Genomic DNA, 17,394 nt, shown 5'->3' with positions numbered 1-17,394 from the left:
CAAGTGCGAACGCGGCAATCGATATTGCAAAAACTGCAATGGTTAATTTCGGCGGTGGTTGCAACGGAGACGATCGCGGTGCAGCGTGCGCCGCACCGCAACCAGATAGGGACCCGGATGCGCCGCCTTCCCCCACTCACCGCCATCGAAGCGTTCGTCCACGTCGCGCGGCTGGGATCGGTCAAGCTGGCCGCCGACGAACTGGCGCTGTCGTCACCCGCGCTCAGCCGTCGGGTACAGGCACTCGAACGCTTCATCGGCAAGCCGTTGTTCGAACGCCGGCATCAGGCGCTGCGGCTGAACGACGATGGTGAGCGGCTGCTGGCGCTGCTGTCGGGGGCGCTCGACACGCTGTCCGACGCGGTCGAGCAGATGTCGGGCGCAGTGGAGGTGCTGCGGCTGCGGCTCGGCGTGCTGCCGCTGTTCGCGATCCAGCGGCTGATGCCGCGCATGGGCGACCTGAAGGACAAGCATCCCGAACTGCATCTCGATTTCGATACCGCGCATCATGGCCTCGGCCGGCTGGGTGAGGGCATCGACGTCGCGATCGTGCTCGATCATGCGATCGACCCAGCGCTCTATGCCCGGCGGCTCGATCGCAACCGCGTCTATGCCATTGCCGGGCGGGCGCTGATCGACCGGTCGCCGATCACCGATCCGGCGCAGCTGGCGCAGCATACCGCGCTGATCCACCGCGACATGCCCGATACCTTTGCCGACTGGATGCACGCCGCAGGGCTGCCCGATTTGGAGCCGGCGGCGATCGACCGGTTCGATTCGGGGACGCTGATGCTGGAGGCCGCCGCACAGGGGCTGGGTGTCGCCTTCATGCTCGAATCGCATTTCGAGACGGCGCGCGACGACCGGCTGGTGCCGCTGTTCGACCGCGCGGTCGATTCGACCTACAGCCACTGGTTCGTGTGCCGCCCGCGCATGTTGCAGCAGCGGCCGGTGAAGCTGTTCCACGACTGGCTGGTACAGGCGCTGGGCGCACCGGCGGAGTAAGAGAAGGCCGGCGTCTTGACCGTGCCCCCGCACAGGCGGGGTTCGGCATTTCCACAACTCCCCCCGCCGCATGGCAGCGGGGGGCGAAACGCTTACGCTTCGCTGCGCGCGGTCACGATCTTGCCCGGATTGCGCGGCGGTTCGCCTTTGGGCAGCGCGTCGACGGCGTCCATGCCGCTCTCGACCACGCCCCACACCGTGTACTGGCGGTCGAGGAAGGTCGCATCGTCGAGGCAGATGAAGAACTGGCTGTTGGCCGAGTTCGGGTCCATCGTCCGTGCCATCGAGCACACGCCACGAACGTGCGGCTCGGCGTTGAACTCCTGCTTGAGGTTCGGTTCCTTCGATCCGCCGGTGCCGTCGCCGCGACCGCCATCGCCGCCCTGCGCCATGAAGCCGTCGATCACGCGGTGGAACGGTACGCCGTCATAGAAACCCGAATCGGCGAGCTTGACGATGCGTTCTACATGGTTCGGCGCCAGATCGGGGCGCAGCTTGATCCGCACTTCGCCGGTGTCGAGCGTCATCACGAGCGTGCTGGGGGTATCGGCCATTAAAAGCTCCTTGAAAGTCGGGGCCTAGCTAGGGTGCCGGAACCGCACTGGCAACCGCACAGGGTTTGCACGGCGGTGCAGCATGGCTACAGCGTTGCGACGCACGCGGCAGGAGGGTTGCAGCCATGACCGAACTCGACCTTCCCGACGCGACCAGCGAACTGGACGAGGACGACCGGCTGAAGCCCGAATTCGTCCGCGCCGTCTGCGAGGCGGTCGATCGCGGCGACGACGAGGCGGCGCGCGAGCTGGTCGAACCGCTCCACCCCGCCGACCTTGCCGACCTGTTCGAACTGGTGCCGGGCGAACAGCGCGCGGCATTGGCGGCGGCGATCGCCGAGCGGCTGAACGGCGACGTCCTCGCCGAAATGAACGACTGGGTGCGCGAGGCAGTGATCGACGCGCTGACCGCGACCCAGGTCGCCGACCTTGCCGCACAGCTCGACACCGACGATGCGGTCGCGATCATCGAGGACCTCGACGATGCCGAACAGCGCGCGGTGCTGCGCGCGCTCGACCCCGACGATCGTGCCGCGATCGAGGAGGCGCTGTCCTACCCCGAGGAATCCGCCGGCCGCCTGATGCAGCGCGAGCTGGTCGCGGTGCCCGAACACTGGACCGTCGGCGACGCGCTCGACTATCTGCGTGCCGACGAGGCGCTGACCACCGATTTCTGGGAAATCTTCGTGGTCGATCCGGCGCATCGCCCGGTCGGCACCTGCCAGTTGTCGTGGATCCTGCGCACGCCGCGATCGGTCGCGATCAGCGACGTGATGGCGCGCGAACAGACGCTGATCCCGGTCGACATGGATCAGGAAGAGGTGGCGCTGCGCTTCCAGAAATATGCGCTGATCTCCGCCGCGGTCGTCGATGGCAGCGGGCGGCTGGTCGGCATGATCACCGTCGACGACGTGGTCCACATCATCCAGGCCGAGGCGGGCGAGGACGCGCTGCTGTTGTCGGGTGCGGGCGAAGGCGACATCAACGAACCGATCCGCGATTCGTACAAGGCGCGGGTCCGCTGGCTCATCACCAACCTCATCACCGCGCTGCTGCCGGCGACGATCATCGGCGCGTTCGGGGCGACCATCGACCGGATGGTGACGCTGGCGGCACTAATGCCGATCGTCGCCGGCCTCGGCGGCAATGCCGGCACGCAGACCATGGCGGTCACCGTCCGCGCGCTCGCCACCAATCAGCTGACCCAGTCGAACACGTTGCGCGCGATCCGGCGCGAGATGGTGATCGCGCTGATGAACGGCGCGACCGTCGCCGCGCTGATCGGGACCGGCGTCACCCTGTGGTTCGGCAATCCGGGGCTCGGCACGGTGATCGGCACGGCGATGCTGCTCAACGTCGTCATCGCCGGGTTCGCCGGAGTCTTCGTGCCGCTGACGCTCGACCGGTTCAATGCCGATCCGGCGGTGGCCTCGTCGATCTTCGTGACGATGACGACCGATTCGATGGGGTTCCTGGTATTTCTGGGACTTGCGACCGTGAGCGGGCTTACTGGTTGAGGCCGGCGGCTGCGCTTCCCATCTGGGGCGCGTGCCGTTGCATCTGACCAAAGTCGCCTTTGCCATCGAATCGGTCGAACAGCTGGCCGACCGGTTGGCGCTGCGCCATGCCGAGGGCGGGGCGCTGACCACCCGCTACCTGCCGAAACGCGCCGCCGAGATCGAGGGCGGGTCGCTGTTCTGGATATTGAAACACCGGCTGGTCGCGCGCTCGCCGATCCTCGGCTTCGGCGAGGCGGAGGGCGGGCGTGTCGCGATCCATCTCGGGCCGAAGCTGGTGCTGGTCGAGGCGCGGCCCAAACGCGCACATCAGGGGTGGCGCTATCTGGAAGAGGCCGACGCCCCGGCCGATCTGGGCGGCGAGGGCAGCGGCGCCGATGAACTGCCGCCGCGCCTTATCGGTGAGCTGATGGCTTTGGGGCTGCTGTAGCAAGAGTGGTTCGCGCGGATACGCGGAGGAGGTTGCGGCTCCCGGCCGTTCCGCGTCAGCGAACCCTTCCATCCTTAAGTCAGCAAGCGGAAGGATCGATCGCTGCGCGATCCGGTTGCAGCGTACGCAACTTCTCAGCGCCTCTGCGCGAAACCCTCTTCTACCCCACCAACCGCGGATATGCCGCCTTTGCCGCTGCAACCTTCGGCTTATCCCAGCGCACGATGTACGGATGCGACGGATTCCGCCGGGCGAAGTCTTGGTGATAGCCCTCTGCCGGATAGAAGGCGCCGGTTTCCACCTTCGTCGCGATCGGTTTGGGGAACGCCTTCGCCTGCGTCAGCTGCGCGATATAGCGCCGCGCGACCGCCGCCTGCGCCGGGGTCTGTGGAAAGATCGCCGAGCGATAGCTGGGACCGCGATCGGGATATTGCCCGTCGACCTGCGTGGGATCGTGCGCGACCGAGAAATACAAGCGCAGCAACGTGCCGTAGCTGACGACACGCGGGTTATAGGTGATGCGGATCGCCTCGGCATGGCCGGTGCGTTCGGTCGATACCTGGTCGTAAGTCGCGGTGGCGCGGGTGCCGCCGGCATAGCCGCTGACGACCGATTTCACGCCCTTCACCCGTTCGAACACCGCCTCCATGCCCCAGAAACAGCCACCCGCCAGCACGGCGGTAGCCAGGCCGGGGGTCGGCGGCACATCGGTGGCGATAGCGGGCACCGGCACCGCGCGTTCGGCGGTGGCGGGCGGGATCGCCAGCGCGGCGGCGATACCGATCGCGGCGATCGACAGGGGCAGGGACTTCATGGCCGGTTCCTCGAGAGACGAACCGTTGGAAGATGGGGGGCGGCGAGGCGTCCCGCCAGATCAGCCGATGCGTTCGACGACCGCCGGTGCGGGACGGACCGACTTCGCATCACTGGGATCGGCGACCTGCACCGCGACCAGCGCGACCGCGCCCAGTGCGAAGCCGCTGATGAAATGGCGAAGGAACCCGGTGCGCTTGCTCGTCATCTGCCTCATCCTCTTGCCGGACCGCGCACCCCGATGGGGCGCAGCAGCGGATCGATCGCCATCGCGGCGGACGACCCGGTTTGTCAGCGGCAAGATATAGTTGGTGGCGGTGAACCGATGCTGGCGCGTCCGTTCATCTCCTGCACAGCCTCAACCATGTTGCGCCTGCGAAATCAAGGGCGTGGAGGGGTGCGTTTCGGCAACGCTGCGTTGCGCGGACGGTGCGGTGATGCGGTTGCGCTGCTTGACCGCGTACATGTCGCGATCGGCCTCGGCGATCAGGTCGGTGATCCGGTCGAGCGATCCGATCGCGCTGCCGATGCTGAGCGCGACCGGTAGGTCGGGCGGTGCGATTGCGGTCATCGCATGGGCATAACGCACGGCGATGGCGGCGGCGGTGGCATCGGCCCCCGCCTGATCGGCACCGGGCAGGACGCAGACGAATTCGTCCCCACCCCAACGAAAGACCAGCGCCCCCTTGGGCAACGCCGCCGCGGTCGCGCGGACCAGCGCGACCAGCGCCGCATCGCCCGCCGCATGGCCGCACCGGTCGTTGAGCGGCTTGAACTGGTCGAGATCGATCATCAGCACCGCGCCCTCGCCCCGCCACTTCGCCAGCCGCCGGTCGAATCCGGCGCGGTTGAGCGCGTCGGTCAGCGGATCGCGCTCCAGTAGCCGGGAGAGCAGCTGATGCCCGCGCTCGGCATCCATGGTCAGCAGCGATACGCCGCGAAACAGGATGAACGAGATCGGCAGCACCGTCAGCCACGCCGCCAGTCCCTGTTTCAGTCCCGTCAGGCTGGTGCCGATATCACCGCTATAGGCCGACCATGAGCGCGCGACGAACAGCGGCACGGTCGGCGCGAACAGCGCGACGACGATCCATGCGGTATGCAGCGATTCGCGCCGTGCCAGCCGGATCGCGATCAGCGTGATCGCCAGATCGAACAGCGCACGCAGGCTGCTGAGATAGCCGACCCGGAACCCCAGTTCAGTGACATCGACCGAAAAGAACAACGGGATCGCCGCGACCAGCGCGGTGGCGAGGATCAGCCGGTTGCTGCTGTCCGGATCGGCGAAGCTGCGCAGCCCGATGAAGATCGCGGCATAGGCGACCACCGCCAGCGGATTGCCCAGCCAGACGATATAGTCGCCGCCGCCCGCCTCGCGGTACACCGCCGCCCCGGCGGTGATGCCGAGCAGGATATGCCCGAACCCCCACCATGCCGCCCAGTTGTCGAATCGGCCGGTCGCCCACGGCACGACATGGATGAAGCCGGCAACGATCGATGCCAGCGCAACCATGACGTACATCGTGGAAAGATCGAGCAAACCATCCTCACTATCGCGAACGATCCCGCGATAGACGGGGATGGACTAATAGTCCGTTTATTCTACGGACTTACTTCAACGCGGCACAGGCAGTACGGATACGGGCGCATGCCTCGCGCAGCAATTCGTCCGACGTCGCATAGCTGATCCGCATCGCCGGGGAGAGGCCGAACGCCGCCCCCTGCACCGCCGCGACCTTGGCATCCTCCAGCAGATAGCCGACGAAATCCTCGTCGGTGTCGATCCGGCGGCCATCCGGCGTCGACTTGCCGATCAGCCCCGACAGTTCGGGATAGACGTAGAAGGCGCCCTCGGGCGTCGGACAGGTCACGCCATCGATCGCGTTGAGTTCGGCGACGACCAGGTCGCGGCGACGCTGGAACGCGGCATTGCGCTCGGCCAGGAACGACTGGTCGCCGTTCAGCGCGGCGACGGCGGCGGCCTGCGCGATCGAACAAGGGTTGCTGGTCGATTGCGACTGCAGCTTGGCCATCGCCTTGATCAGCCACGCCGCACCGCCGGCATAGCCGATGCGCCAGCCGGTCATCGCATAGGCCTTCGAACAGCCGTTCACGGTCAGCGTCCGATCGTACAGCGTCGGGTTCACCCCCGCGATCGTCGCGAATTCGAAACCCGGATAGACGATGTGTTCGTACATATCGTCGGCGAAGATCCACACATGCGGATGCCGCTCCAGCACCTTGCCTAGCTCGCGCAGTTCGGCTCGGGTATAGCCCGCCCCGGTCGGGTTGGACGGGGAGTTCAGGATCACCCACTTGGTGCGTTCGGTGATCGCCGCGTCGAGCTGTTCGGGGGTGATCTTGTAGTTCTGGTCGGCGCCCGCCGCGATGAACACCGGCGTGCCGCCCGCGAACTGCACGACATCGGGATAGCTGACCCAATAGGGCGCGGGTACGATCACCTCGTCGCCGGCATCGACCGTCGCGACCAGCGCGTTGAACAGCGTGTGCTTGCCGCCGACATTCACGCTGATCTGACTCGCGGCATAGGTCAGGCCGTTGTCGCGCTTGAACTTCGCGGCGATCGCGTCCTTCAGCTCGGCGGTACCGTCGACGTTCGTGTACTTGGTCTTGCCGGCGCGGATCGCCTCGATCGCGGCGTCCTTGACGAAATCGGGCGTGTCGAAATCGGGTTCGCCCGCCCCCAGCCCAATCACGTCGACGCCCTGCCGCTTCAGTTCGAGCACCTTCGACGTGATGGCGAGGGTCGGCGACGGATTGATGCGGTCGAGCGCGGCGGAGGGCTTCATGGGACGTCCGATGCTGAGAAGGAACAGGTGCCGCGCCCTTAGCCGCCCCGTTCCCCGTCCGCAACCAGCCGCGCATGAATCAATCCGCGAACCGCGTTGCCGATGAAAAATCCTTGCGCGAGATCGGCCAAGGTCAATGGCATCTCGACCGCTTCACCGCGCGCGATCAGGTCCGCGCGCAGCACGCTCGGCAACAGCCCGCGATCGATCGGCGGGGTCAGCAACTGCCCCCCCTCCCCGGCGGCCACGAAAATCGACGTAAAGCTGCCCTCGGTCAGCTCGCCATCGGGACGGGTGAAGATCGTTTCGAAACAGCCCGGCGGCGGCGCGGGCCAGAAGCGGCGATCGCTGGTTTTGTGCGCGATGCGCAGGTCGGCACCGGACAGCGGCAGGGGCGCGACCGCGACCGCCACCGGCCCGGCAGGCGCGACCGGCAGCGGCGCGACGTCGACGGCGATCGCCCCCGATCGTGACAGCAGCAACCGGATGCGCGAGGGATTGCGCAGGCGAAAGGTCGCCGCCTGCAATTCGTTGCGCGTCGCATGCCGGTCGAACGCGAACCCCAGCCGCCGCGCACTCTCGGTCAGCCGCGCGATATGACGTTCGAGCAGCGCGATACCGTCCAGTGGATCGAACGCCATCGTTTCGACCAGGTCGAACCGCGCCGGCGGCACGCCGAGGAACCGTGCCTTGGCGAGGCATTCGCTCCATTCTTCGGCTGGTTGCGAATCGGCGACGATCCCCGACCCCAATCCCAGCGTCGCATGGGTCGCTTGGGCGGGCAGGTACAGGGTGCGGATCGCGACATTGAACGCCGCGTCGCCGGTGCCGTCGATCCAGCCGATCGCCCCGGTATAGATGCCGCGCGCGCGATCCTCGATCGCGTCGATCGCCTCCATCGCCCGCTTCTTGGGCGCGCCGGTGATCGATCCACAGGGAAACAGCGCCGCCAGCGCATCGACCGCGGTCTTGCCCGGCGACAGTTCGGCGGTGACCGATGACACCAGTTGGTGGATGCTGGGATAGGTTTCCACGACGAACTGCTCGGGCACGCGCACGCTGCCCGCCACGCCGACGCGCGACAGGTCGTTGCGCATCAGGTCGACGATCATCAGATTTTCGGCACGCTGCTTGGGATCGGTAGCGAGGGCATGCGCGGCGGCGGCATCGCGCGCCGGGGCGGGATCGCGTGCCGCGGTGCCCTTCATCGGCCGCGTCGTGATTCGCCGCCCCTCGACCGCGAAGAACAATTCGGGCGAGAAGGACAGGAGCCAGTCTTCGCCGGTCCACACCATCGCGCCATGCCCCGCTGCCGCGCGCGGCCGGATTGCGGCATAGAGCGCCAGCGGATCGCCCGCGACCGGGACTCTCGCGCCGAAAGTCAGGTTCGCCTGATAGAGATCGCCCGCCGCGATCAGGTCGAGCACGGCCCGGCATTGCGCGGCATGGCGATCGGCGTCGATCGACGGTTCCACCTCGCCGATCCATCCGCCCGCCGCATCGGGCAGCGCCGTCGCGACATCGACCGGTTCGGCCGCGTCGAACACACCGAACCACAGCAGCGGCGCGCTGCCGCTGCGCGCGTGCAGCCCCGGCACCAGCGCTGCGCCGGCTTCATACTGGAGGTAGCCTGCGACCGACGCACCTTCGCCGATCGCCGCCGACAGTTCGGCGAGCGCCGCCGGCACCACCTGCACATCGTCGGCGCGGATGACGCGGACCGGCGCCTGATACAGCGTCGCCGATCCACCCGGCCGGGCATCGTCGAACAGCACGAAAGGCCGGGTCGGATCAAACATCGCCAACGCTTGCCGCGTGCCGCGGCGCGGGGCAAGCGCCGAACCGCGCTTTGTCGTTACGGCTTTCGCGGGTAAGGCGGCATCATGACCCCATCTCCGATCCGTGCCGCGATCATCCCGGTGACCCCGCTCCAGCAGAATTGCACCTTGCTGTGGTGTACGAAGACGATGCGCGGCGCATTCGTCGATCCCGGCGGCGACTTGCCGCGGCTCATCGCCGCTGCCGAGCAGCACGGGGTGCATATCGAAAAGATCCTGCTGACTCATGGCCATATCGATCATTGCGGCGAGGCCGGGCCGCTAGCCAAGCAATTGGGCGTGCCGATCGAGGGGCCGCACGAGGCGGATCGGTTCTGGATCGCGCGGCTGGACGAGGACGGCAAGCGCTGGGGCCTGCGCGGTGTGCCGTTCGAACCCGACCGCTGGCTGGTTGAGGGCGACACGGTGAGCGTCGGCGAGGCGAGCTTCGCCGTGTACGAGACCCCGGGCCATACGCCGGGCCATGTCATCTTCCACCACGCAGACGCGAAGTTCGCGCTGGTCGGCGACGTGCTGTTCCAGGGGTCGATCGGCCGCACCGACTTTCCGTTGTCGGATACGCAGGCGCTGATCGATTCGGTCGTCACCAAGCTGTGGCCACTCGGCGACGATATCGCCTTCGTGCCCGGCCATGGTCCCGGCAGCACCTTCGGCCACGAACGCCGGACCAATCCATTCGTCGGGGACGCCGCGCTGGCAGGATAGGCTGCTCGCTATCCTTGCCTTCGCAGGGATAGGATGACAGCGCCTGCGTGCATTCCGGCAACCCGAAGCTTGCAACCTTTCGCGAAAACGCTATAGGCGCGGTTCGCTTCGCGACCAGCCTGTCTGCCGGTCCGGCGGGTCGCCGGTCGCGAAAAGCGGTCGGGCACTTGCCTGGGCCGCGTCGTCAGTTGGTGGCGAAACCAAGTGATACCCAAGTGATAAAGGTGCCGAAATGGCAGTTCCCAAGAGAAAGACCACGCCCTCCAAGCGCGGTATGCGTCGCAGCCACGATTCGCTGAGCGTCGAGTCGTTCCAGGAATGCCCGAACTGTGGCGAACTGAAGCGTCCGCACAATCTGTGCAACGCCTGCGGCCATTATAACGGTCGCGAAGTCGTCTCGGTCGAAGCGTAACCGCCAGACCGGACAGGGAAGCACGCATGGCCGACGGGTCCTGGATCGCCATCGATGCGATGGGCGGTGACGAAGGGCTTGCCACCATGCTGGCGGGCGTCGCCCATGCGCGACGCCGCCACGAATCGATGCGGTTCCTGCTGGTCGGGGACGAAGCAGCGATTCGCGCGGGGCTCGAATCGCACCCGAACCTGTCCGCCGCGTCGGAAATCGTCCACGCCCCCGAAGTCGTCGGTTCGTCGGACAAGCCCAGCCAGGCGATCCGCCGCGCCAAGACGACGTCGATGGGCGTCGCCATCGGCCTGGTAAAGCAAGGCCGTGCCGCCGCCGCGGTATCGGCGGGCAATACCGGCGCGCTGATGGCGATGGCGAAGCTGGCGCTGCGCACCATGCCGGGCATCGATCGCCCGGCACTGGCGGCGCTGCTGCCCAGTCTCGGCGACAACGATCTGGTCATGCTCGACCTCGGCGCCAATGCCGAGTGCGATGCGCGCAACCTTGTCCAGTTCGCGGTGATGGGCGCGGCCTATGCCCGTACCGCGCTTGACCTCGAATCGCCCCGCGTCGCGTTGCTGAACATCGGCACCGAGGAGCTGAAGGGTATCGACAGCGTCCGCGAGGCGGCGGCGATCCTGCGCGCCTCGCCGCATCTGCCGATGACCTTTTCGGGCTATATCGAGGGCGATCGCCTGTCGCGCGGACAGGTCGATGTCGTCGTGTGCGACGGCTTTTCCGGCAATATCGCGCTGAAGACCGCTGAGGGCACCGCGCGATTCGTCGCCGACCTGCTCAAGCGCGCCTTCCGCTCGTCGATCCGGTCGAAGATCGGGTTCCTGATCTCGCGCCCGGCGACCGAATTGCTGCGCCATCACCTCGACCCCAACAACCATAATGGCGCGGTCTTTCTCGGCCTCAACGGGCTGGTGGTAAAAAGCCATGGCAGCGCGAACGAGGCCGGCGTGTCCAACGCGATCCAGGTCGCGGCCAAGATGGTCCGCGACGACCTGACCCGCAGCATCGCCAGCGATCTGGCGGCGATCGAGGCGCGCGCGGCATGATCCGTTCGGTCGTCACCGGCACCGGTTCGGCGCTGCCGGCGCAGCGCGTGTCGAACGCGGAACTGGCCGAGCGCGTCGACACCTCCGACGAATGGATCGTCGAGCGTACCGGCATCCGCTTCCGCCATATCGCCGCCGAGCATGAGACGACGGCCACCCTTGCCGCCAATGCCGCGCGCGCGGCGATCGCGGCGGCCGGGATCGAGGCGCAGGCGATCGACCTGATCGTGCTGGCGACCGCCACCCCCGACCAGACCTTTCCCGCGACCGCGACCAAGGTGCAGGCGATGCTCGGCATCGACGACTGTGTCGCGTTCGACGTGGCGGCGGTGTGTTCGGGCTTTCTCTATGCGGTGCAGGTCGCCGATGCGATGCTGCGCACCGGTATCCACCACCGGGCGCTGGTGATTGGAGCCGAGACATTCAGCCGCCTCCTCGACTGGGAAGACCGCACGACCTGCGTCCTGTTCGGCGATGGCGCGGGCGCGATCGTGCTCGAGGGGCAGGACAGCGACGGCGACAGCCCGCGCGGCATCCTCGCCATCCGCCTGCATGCCGATGGCCGCCACAACGGCCTGCTCTATGTCGACGGCGGTCCGTCGACCACCGGCACCGTCGGCAAGCTGCGCATGAAGGGCAAGGAAGTGTTCCGCCATGCGGTGGTCAACCTTGCGGGCGTCATGGGCGAATCGCTGGAACTTGCGGGACTTACCCCGGAGGATGTCGACTGGGTCGTGCCGCACCAGGCCAATGCCCGCATTCTCGACGCGACCGCGCGCAAGCTGGGCCTGGCGCCCGAAAAGGTCGTGGTGACCGTCGACATTCATGCCAACACCTCCGCCGCGTCGGTTCCGCTCGCATTGGACGTCGCGACGCGCGACGGACGCATCCAGCCGGGCGACATCGTCGTGCTGGAGGCGATGGGGGGTGGCTTTACCTGGGGCGCCGCCGTAGTGCGTTGGTAATCCTTTAGTATTTTTGAATCTTCGTATACGCTGTGCTAGCGGACGCGGTGTAGACGAAAAAGGATTTCTCCAATGGTTTCCGATGGTACGCTGACCCGCGCCGACCTCGCCGAAGAAATGCATCGTGAGATCGGTCTGTCGCGTGCCGATTCCGCGCGCGTCGTCGAACAGATTCTCGACCATATGTGCGATGCGCTGGCCGAGGGGGAGAACGTCAAGATCTCGGGCTTCGGCAGCTTCGTGTTGCGCGACAAGGGCGAGCGGATCGGCCGCAACCCCAAGACCGGCATCGAAGTGCCGATCGCACCGCGCCGCGTGCTCACCTTCCGCGCCAGCCAAATGATGCGCGACCGCATCGTCGCCAACTGAACGGAAGCGGTTGCCACCCCCGGTCGACAAATCCGCCACCGCCTATCGCACGATCGGCGAGGTAGCGCGCGACCTGGGGGTGCCGCAGCACCGTCTGCGCTATTGGGAAGGGCGGTTCCCGCAGATCCGCCCGCTGACCCGCGCCGGCGACCGCCGCTATTACCGGCCTGAGGACGTGGCGCTGCTGCGCCGCATCCAGACGCTGCTCGGCGAACAGGGCTATAGCGTGCGCGGCGTGCAGCAATTGCTGGCGCAGGAGGCGAAGGCGCCGGCGGTCCCCGTCGCCCCGATCCCGCGCCGTGCCGCGCGGATCACCGAACTGCGCGCGATACGCTCGCTGCTCGCCGATGCGCTGGCGGCGGACGGCGCGGCGGACTAGCGACCGGCGCGCCGCCGATCCACGCACCGCTTTCCCCCACGCCCAAACCTGCTAAACCGCGCGGGCGATGAGCGTATCCGATACCGACACCACCCCCGCTTTGTCCCGGCGGGCCCGTTTCGCCCGCATCCGGCGACGGTGGTGGTTCCGCCTGCCAGCCATTGCCCTGTTGCTGGCCGGGATCGGCGTGTTCTTGATCTGGCTGCTGCTGTGGCGCACCCTGCCGTCGGTCGATTCGCTGCGCGCCTATGAACCGCCGCTGCCGACCAATGTCCGGGGAATCGAGGGCGATCCGATCCACAGCTATGCCCGCGAACGGCGCGTGCAGCTGTCCTATGCCGAATATCCGCCGTTGCTGGTCCGTGCGTTCCTCGCCGCCGAGGACCGGACCTTCTTCGAACATCACGGCGTCGACTATCCCGGCATCGCCTCGGCGATCCTGACCAATTTGCGCAACGACGGCCGCCCGATCGGGGCGTCGACGATCACGCAACAGGTCGCCAAGAACCTGCTGCTGACCAACGAAGTAAGCTATGTCCGGAAAGCGAAGGAAGCCTTGCTCGCCTACCGGATCGAAGATGCACTGACCAAGCAGCAGATTCTCGAACTCTATCTCAACCAGATCGCGCTCGGCCGGAACGCCTTCGGCGTCGAGGCGGCGTCGCATGCCTATTTCGGCAAGGAACTGCGCGAGCTGACCCTGCCGCAAATGGCCTATCTGGCGATCCTGCCCAAGGGACCGTCGAACTACACGCCCGAACGCGGATATGACCGCGCGATCACCCGCCGCAACTGGGTGCTGGGCGAAATGGAGCGCAACGGCTTCATCACGCCCACCCAGCGCGCTGCCGCCATCGCCCAGCCGCTCGGCACCATCCCGCGCCAGACGCCGCGCCAGGAAACGGCGGGCGGTTATTTCATCGAGGAAGTCCGTCGCCAGTTGCTGGGCCAGTTCGGCGAGAATGCCAAGGACGGGCCGTACAGCGTCTATGCCGGCGGCCTGTGGGTCCGCACCTCGCTCGACCCGAAGATTCAGCAGGATGCGCAGGACGCACTGCGCAGCGGTCTCATCCGCTTCGATTCGGGGCGTGGCTGGTCGGGGCCGCTCAACAAGCCACGCGCGACGATCGACGGCGACAATTGGCAGCAGGCGCTGCTCAACACCAATATCGGCGTCGATTATCAGGACTGGCAGGCGGCGATCGTCATCGACAAGGATGCGAGCGAGGCGCGGATCGGCTTTGCCGACGGTCGCACCGGCACGCTGCCACGCGGCAATGCGCAGATGCCGGTTCGCGGCGGCACCGGCAACGCGTTCGGCGCGATCCAGCGCGGCGACATCCTGGCGGTGGCGCCGACAGGTGGCGTCTGGTCGCTACGCTCGGTCCCGCGCGTGTCGGGCGGGATGGTGGTCGAAGACCCGCGCACCGGCCGCATCCTCGCCATGCAGGGCGGGTTCGACAGCCGCATCCAGTCGTTCAACCGCGCGACACAGGCGATGCGCCAGCCCGGATCGACGATCAAGCCGATCGTCTATGCCGCCGCGCTGGAGGCGGGGATGACCCCGGCATCGATCATCGTCGACGGCCCGTTCTGCGTGAATCAGGGCGGTCGGCTGGGCCAGAAATGCTTCCGCAACTTCGGCGGCGGCGGTGCGGGACCGCACACCATGCGCTGGGGCATCGAACAGTCGCGCAACCTGATGACGGTGCGCGCCGCCGCCCAGACCGGCATGGACAAGGTCAACGACCTGATCCAGCGCGTCGGCATCAGCGATGAGAAGTTTCCGCCCTATCTTTCCTATGCGCTGGGTGCGGGTGAGACGACGGTGCTGCGCATGGTCAACGCCTATTCGATCCTCGCCAATCAGGGCCGCGAGCTGAAGCCGACGGTCATCGATTTCGTGCAGGACCGCCGCGGCAAGGTGATCCTGCCTGCCAACTGGCGCGCCTGCGACGGCTGCAACGCGCCCGACTGGGACGGCAAGCCGATGCCGCGGCCGCAGATCAAGTCGCGCCAGGTCATGGACGCGATGAGCGCCTACCAGATGGTCCATATCATGGAGGGAGTAATCCAGCGCGGCACCGCCACCACGCTGCGCGACCTGAACCGCCCGATCATGGGCAAGACCGGCACCTCGACCGGTCCGACCGATGTCTGGTTCGTCGGCGGCACGCCGCAGATGATCGCCGGCCTCTATCTGGGCTTCGACAGCCCCCGCAACCTCGGCGGCTATGCACAGGGCGGGACGATCGCGGCACCGATCTACAAGACGTTTGCGGTCAAGGCGTATCAGGACATGGAGGTGCTGCCGTTCCGCGCGCCTACCGGCATCCGCATGGTCCGCATCGACCGCGCCAGCGGCCGCCCGGTCTATGGCGCATGGCCGACCATCGATCCGAAGGCGGCGGTGATCTGGGAAGCGTTCAAGCCCGAGACCGAGGCGCGCCGCGCCACCGGGCGGCTGGGCGAAGCACGCGCGCCGGTGACCCGCGATCCGACCCGTACCGCACCGACACAGCAACAGGCGCAGCCGCGCGACAGCGACTTCTTGCAACGCGAAGGGGGAATCTACTAGCGCGGCCCCTATATCGGCGGCATTCCCTTCGATTCAGATTTTTCCGGAGTTTTCCCATGCGCGCCGAAGCGCAAGCCCATGTAGACAAGATCAACGATGCGCTCTCGCTGCTGCGCCGCTTCCTCGACTGGGACCGCGCGTTGCGCCGACTCGACGAGCTGAACGCGCGCGTCGAGGATCAGGCGCTGTGGAACGATCCCAAGGCCGCGCAGGAAGTGATGCGCGAACGCCGCCGGCTGGACGAGGCGATCACCGCCACCCGCACCATCGAGCGTGACCTCGCCGACACCGTCGAACTGATCGAGATGGCCGACGAAGAGGGCGATGTGGAGATGGCTGACGAAGGCGTCGCCAACCTCGCCGAACTCGCCAAGCGCGCCGATCACGACAAGGTACAGGCGCTGCTGTCGGGCGAAGCCGATGCCAACGACACTTATATCGAGATCAACGCCGGCGCCGGCGGGACCGAGAGCCAGGATTGGGCGGGCATGCTGCAACGCATGTACACCCGCTGGGCCGAACGGCGCGGGCTGAAGGTCGAACTGGTCGACCAGCATTCGGGCGAACAGGCCGGCATCAAGTCGGCGACGCTGCTGCTGAAGGGCGAGAATGCGTACGGCTTCGCCAAGACCGAGGGCGGCGTCCACCGGCTGGTCCGCATCAGCCCCTATGACAGCGCGGCGCGGCGGCACACCTCGTTCGCGAGCGTGTGGGTCTATCCGGTGATCGACGACAATATCGAAGTCGAATATAACGAAAGCGACCTGCGCATCGACACCTATCGCGCGTCGGGTGCCGGTGGTCAGCACATCAACACCACCGATTCGGCAGTACGCATCACCCATATCCCGACCGGCATCGTCGTGCAGTGTCAGAACCAGCGTTCGCAGCACAAGAACAAGGCCGAGGCCTATAACCAGCTACGCGCGCGCCTGTACGAACGCGAGCTGGCGATCCGCGAGGCGGAGGCCAATGCCGAGAATGCGACCAAGACCGATATCGGCTGGGGCCATCAGATCCGGTCCTACGTGCTGCAGCCGTATCAGATGGTGAAGGACCTGCGCACCGGCGTCGTCTCGACCGCACCGGGCGACGTGCTCGACGGCGCGCTCGACCCGTTCATGGCGGCGGCGCTGTCGCAGCGGGTGACCGGCGAGAAGGTCGATGTCGAGGATGTCGACTGAGATGCGCCGCGTCCTCCCGGCCCTGTTGTTGTTGCTGACCGGCTGCGATGCGACGCAGCCGAGTGCGGTCGCCAATGGACAGCGGGAGGACCGCCATGACTTTCCCAAGGCCGACCGGCCGGTCGCGACGATCGTGTCGGCGCGCTGGTCGACAGAGGAAATGCGCGACCGGCTGAACGAGGCCGAACTGGTGATGGACCGCGCCGGCATCGCGCCGGGTATGACCGTCGCCGATATCGGCGCGGGCGAGGGCTATTACACGATCCGTCTGGCACAGCGCGTCGGGCCGGACGGCCGGGTGCTGGCCGAGGACATCATCCCGCAGATCCGCGACGCGCTGGCGCAGCGCGTGGCGCGCGAACGGCTCGACAATGTCAGCGTGCGGCTAGGCGAACCCGATGACGCGAAGCTGCCGGCCAACAGCTTCGACCGGGTGCTGATGGTCCATATGTACCATGAGATCGCCGAGCCCTACGCTTTCCTGTGGAACCTACGCCCATCGCTGCGCACCGGTGGACAGGTGGTGGTGGTCGACGCCGATCGTCCGACCCAGAATCACGGCACCCCGCCCGCGCTGCTGAAATGCGAATTCGAAGCGGTCGGCTACCGGATGGTCGAGTTGCAGAAAATGCCATCGGCCGGCGGCTATATCGCGATGTTCACGCCCGAGGGCGCACGACCGGCCCCCGACAAAATCGTGCCGTGCCGCGTACCCTCCCCCACGCCCAGCGCTAGCCCGAGCGGCAACCACAAGGGCTGATACCAGCCCCGCCTCCC

Annotated in this window: 18 protein-coding genes; 12 read left to right on the top strand and 6 right to left on the bottom strand. The window is 66.9% G+C overall.

Going from position 1 to position 17,394, the window contains the following annotated elements:
• Positions 1-117 precede the first annotated feature (117 nt).
• A complete protein-coding gene (locus ACTHQV_RS04260; RefSeq protein ID WP_440488532.1) occupies positions 118-1,005 on the top strand; it encodes a LysR substrate-binding domain-containing protein in 888 nt (295 codons plus the stop codon).
• A gap of 92 nt (positions 1,006-1,097) precedes the next feature.
• On the opposite strand, the gene ACTHQV_RS04255 is transcribed toward ACTHQV_RS04260, so the two are convergent.
• A complete protein-coding gene (locus ACTHQV_RS04255; protein WP_242120920.1) occupies positions 1,098-1,559 on the bottom strand; it encodes a peptidylprolyl isomerase in 462 nt (153 codons plus the stop codon).
• Positions 1,560-1,684: 125 nt separating this feature from the next.
• Between ACTHQV_RS04255 and mgtE the strand changes: the two genes are divergently transcribed.
• Both mgtE and ACTHQV_RS04245 read left to right on the top strand, forming a co-directional pair.
• Positions 1,685-3,076 (top strand): magnesium transporter, encoded by a 1,392-nt coding sequence (gene mgtE, locus ACTHQV_RS04250; protein WP_440488531.1) that lies wholly within the window; start codon positions 1,685-1,687, stop codon positions 3,074-3,076.
• Between the two features lie 31 nt (positions 3,077-3,107).
• Positions 3,108-3,506: a DUF1489 family protein gene (locus tag ACTHQV_RS04245; RefSeq protein WP_440488530.1), complete on the top strand. Its 399-nt coding sequence runs from the start codon at positions 3,108-3,110 to the stop codon at positions 3,504-3,506.
• A 160-nt stretch (positions 3,507-3,666) separates the two neighbouring features.
• Here the strand turns inward: ACTHQV_RS04245 and msrA are convergent, their stop codons facing one another.
• The 5 genes from msrA to pabB form a co-directional block, all read right to left on the bottom strand.
• Entirely contained in the window at positions 3,667-4,320 is a 654-nt protein-coding gene (gene msrA / locus ACTHQV_RS04240; protein WP_440488529.1) for a peptide-methionine (S)-S-oxide reductase MsrA, read from the bottom strand.
• Positions 4,321-4,380: 60 nt separating this feature from the next.
• On the bottom strand, positions 4,381-4,527 hold the full coding sequence (locus ACTHQV_RS04235; RefSeq protein ID WP_440488528.1) for a hypothetical protein: 147 nt from the start codon (positions 4,525-4,527) through the stop codon (positions 4,381-4,383).
• A 150-nt stretch (positions 4,528-4,677) separates the two neighbouring features.
• A complete protein-coding gene (locus tag ACTHQV_RS04230; protein WP_440488527.1) occupies positions 4,678-5,841 on the bottom strand; it encodes a GGDEF domain-containing protein in 1,164 nt (387 codons plus the stop codon).
• A gap of 88 nt (positions 5,842-5,929) precedes the next feature.
• Entirely contained in the window at positions 5,930-7,129 is a 1,200-nt protein-coding gene (locus tag ACTHQV_RS04225) for a pyridoxal phosphate-dependent aminotransferase (RefSeq protein ID WP_440488526.1), read from the bottom strand.
• A 38-nt stretch (positions 7,130-7,167) separates the two neighbouring features.
• The gene (gene pabB, locus ACTHQV_RS04220) at positions 7,168-8,928 is read right to left on the bottom strand and encodes an aminodeoxychorismate synthase component I (protein ID WP_440488525.1); all 1,761 of its coding nucleotides are present in this window, start codon (positions 8,926-8,928) and stop codon (positions 7,168-7,170) included.
• A gap of 84 nt (positions 8,929-9,012) precedes the next feature.
• Between pabB and ACTHQV_RS04215 the strand changes: the two genes are divergently transcribed.
• From ACTHQV_RS04215 to ACTHQV_RS04175, 9 genes are all read left to right on the top strand, one after another.
• On the top strand, positions 9,013-9,672 hold the full coding sequence (locus ACTHQV_RS04215) for an MBL fold metallo-hydrolase (protein WP_440488524.1): 660 nt from the start codon (positions 9,013-9,015) through the stop codon (positions 9,670-9,672).
• 232 nt (positions 9,673-9,904) lie between these two features.
• Positions 9,905-10,084, top strand: a complete 180-nt coding sequence (gene rpmF / locus ACTHQV_RS04210; RefSeq protein WP_110153286.1) for a 50S ribosomal protein L32 — start codon at positions 9,905-9,907, stop codon at positions 10,082-10,084.
• A 26-nt stretch (positions 10,085-10,110) separates the two neighbouring features.
• Complete coding sequence (plsX, locus tag ACTHQV_RS04205; protein WP_056455407.1) at positions 10,111-11,142, top strand: phosphate acyltransferase PlsX; 1,032 nt, start codon at positions 10,111-10,113, stop codon at positions 11,140-11,142.
• A complete protein-coding gene (locus tag ACTHQV_RS04200) occupies positions 11,139-12,107 on the top strand; it encodes a beta-ketoacyl-ACP synthase III (protein ID WP_440488523.1) in 969 nt (322 codons plus the stop codon). Before plsX ends, ACTHQV_RS04200 begins: the two co-directional genes overlap by 4 nt.
• A 72-nt stretch (positions 12,108-12,179) precedes the next feature.
• Positions 12,180-12,476, top strand: a complete 297-nt coding sequence (locus ACTHQV_RS04195; RefSeq protein WP_440488522.1) for an integration host factor subunit alpha — start codon at positions 12,180-12,182, stop codon at positions 12,474-12,476.
• A 10-nt stretch (positions 12,477-12,486) separates the two neighbouring features.
• Complete coding sequence (locus tag ACTHQV_RS04190) at positions 12,487-12,855, top strand: MerR family transcriptional regulator (protein WP_440488521.1); 369 nt, start codon at positions 12,487-12,489, stop codon at positions 12,853-12,855.
• Between the two features lie 67 nt (positions 12,856-12,922).
• A complete protein-coding gene (locus tag ACTHQV_RS04185; RefSeq protein ID WP_440488520.1) occupies positions 12,923-15,433 on the top strand; it encodes a penicillin-binding protein 1A in 2,511 nt (836 codons plus the stop codon).
• Between the two features lie 56 nt (positions 15,434-15,489).
• Complete coding sequence (gene prfB / locus ACTHQV_RS04180) at positions 15,490-16,617, top strand: peptide chain release factor 2 (protein WP_440488519.1); 1,128 nt, start codon at positions 15,490-15,492, stop codon at positions 16,615-16,617.
• A 1-nt stretch (position 16,618) separates the two neighbouring features.
• Positions 16,619-17,377 carry a class I SAM-dependent methyltransferase gene (locus ACTHQV_RS04175; RefSeq protein WP_440488518.1) on the top strand — a complete coding sequence of 253 codons (759 nt, stop codon included), beginning with the start codon at positions 16,619-16,621 and terminating at the stop codon, positions 17,375-17,377.
• Positions 17,378-17,394: the final 17 nt, after the last annotated feature.

Origin of the sequence: Sphingomonas sp. SAFR-052 (assembly GCF_051965015.1) — a bacterium.
Lineage (GTDB): Bacteria > Pseudomonadota > Alphaproteobacteria > Sphingomonadales > Sphingomonadaceae > Sphingomonas.
Note: the sequence above shows the minus strand (reverse complement) of the source record. Positions and strands in the feature narration are given on the sequence as shown.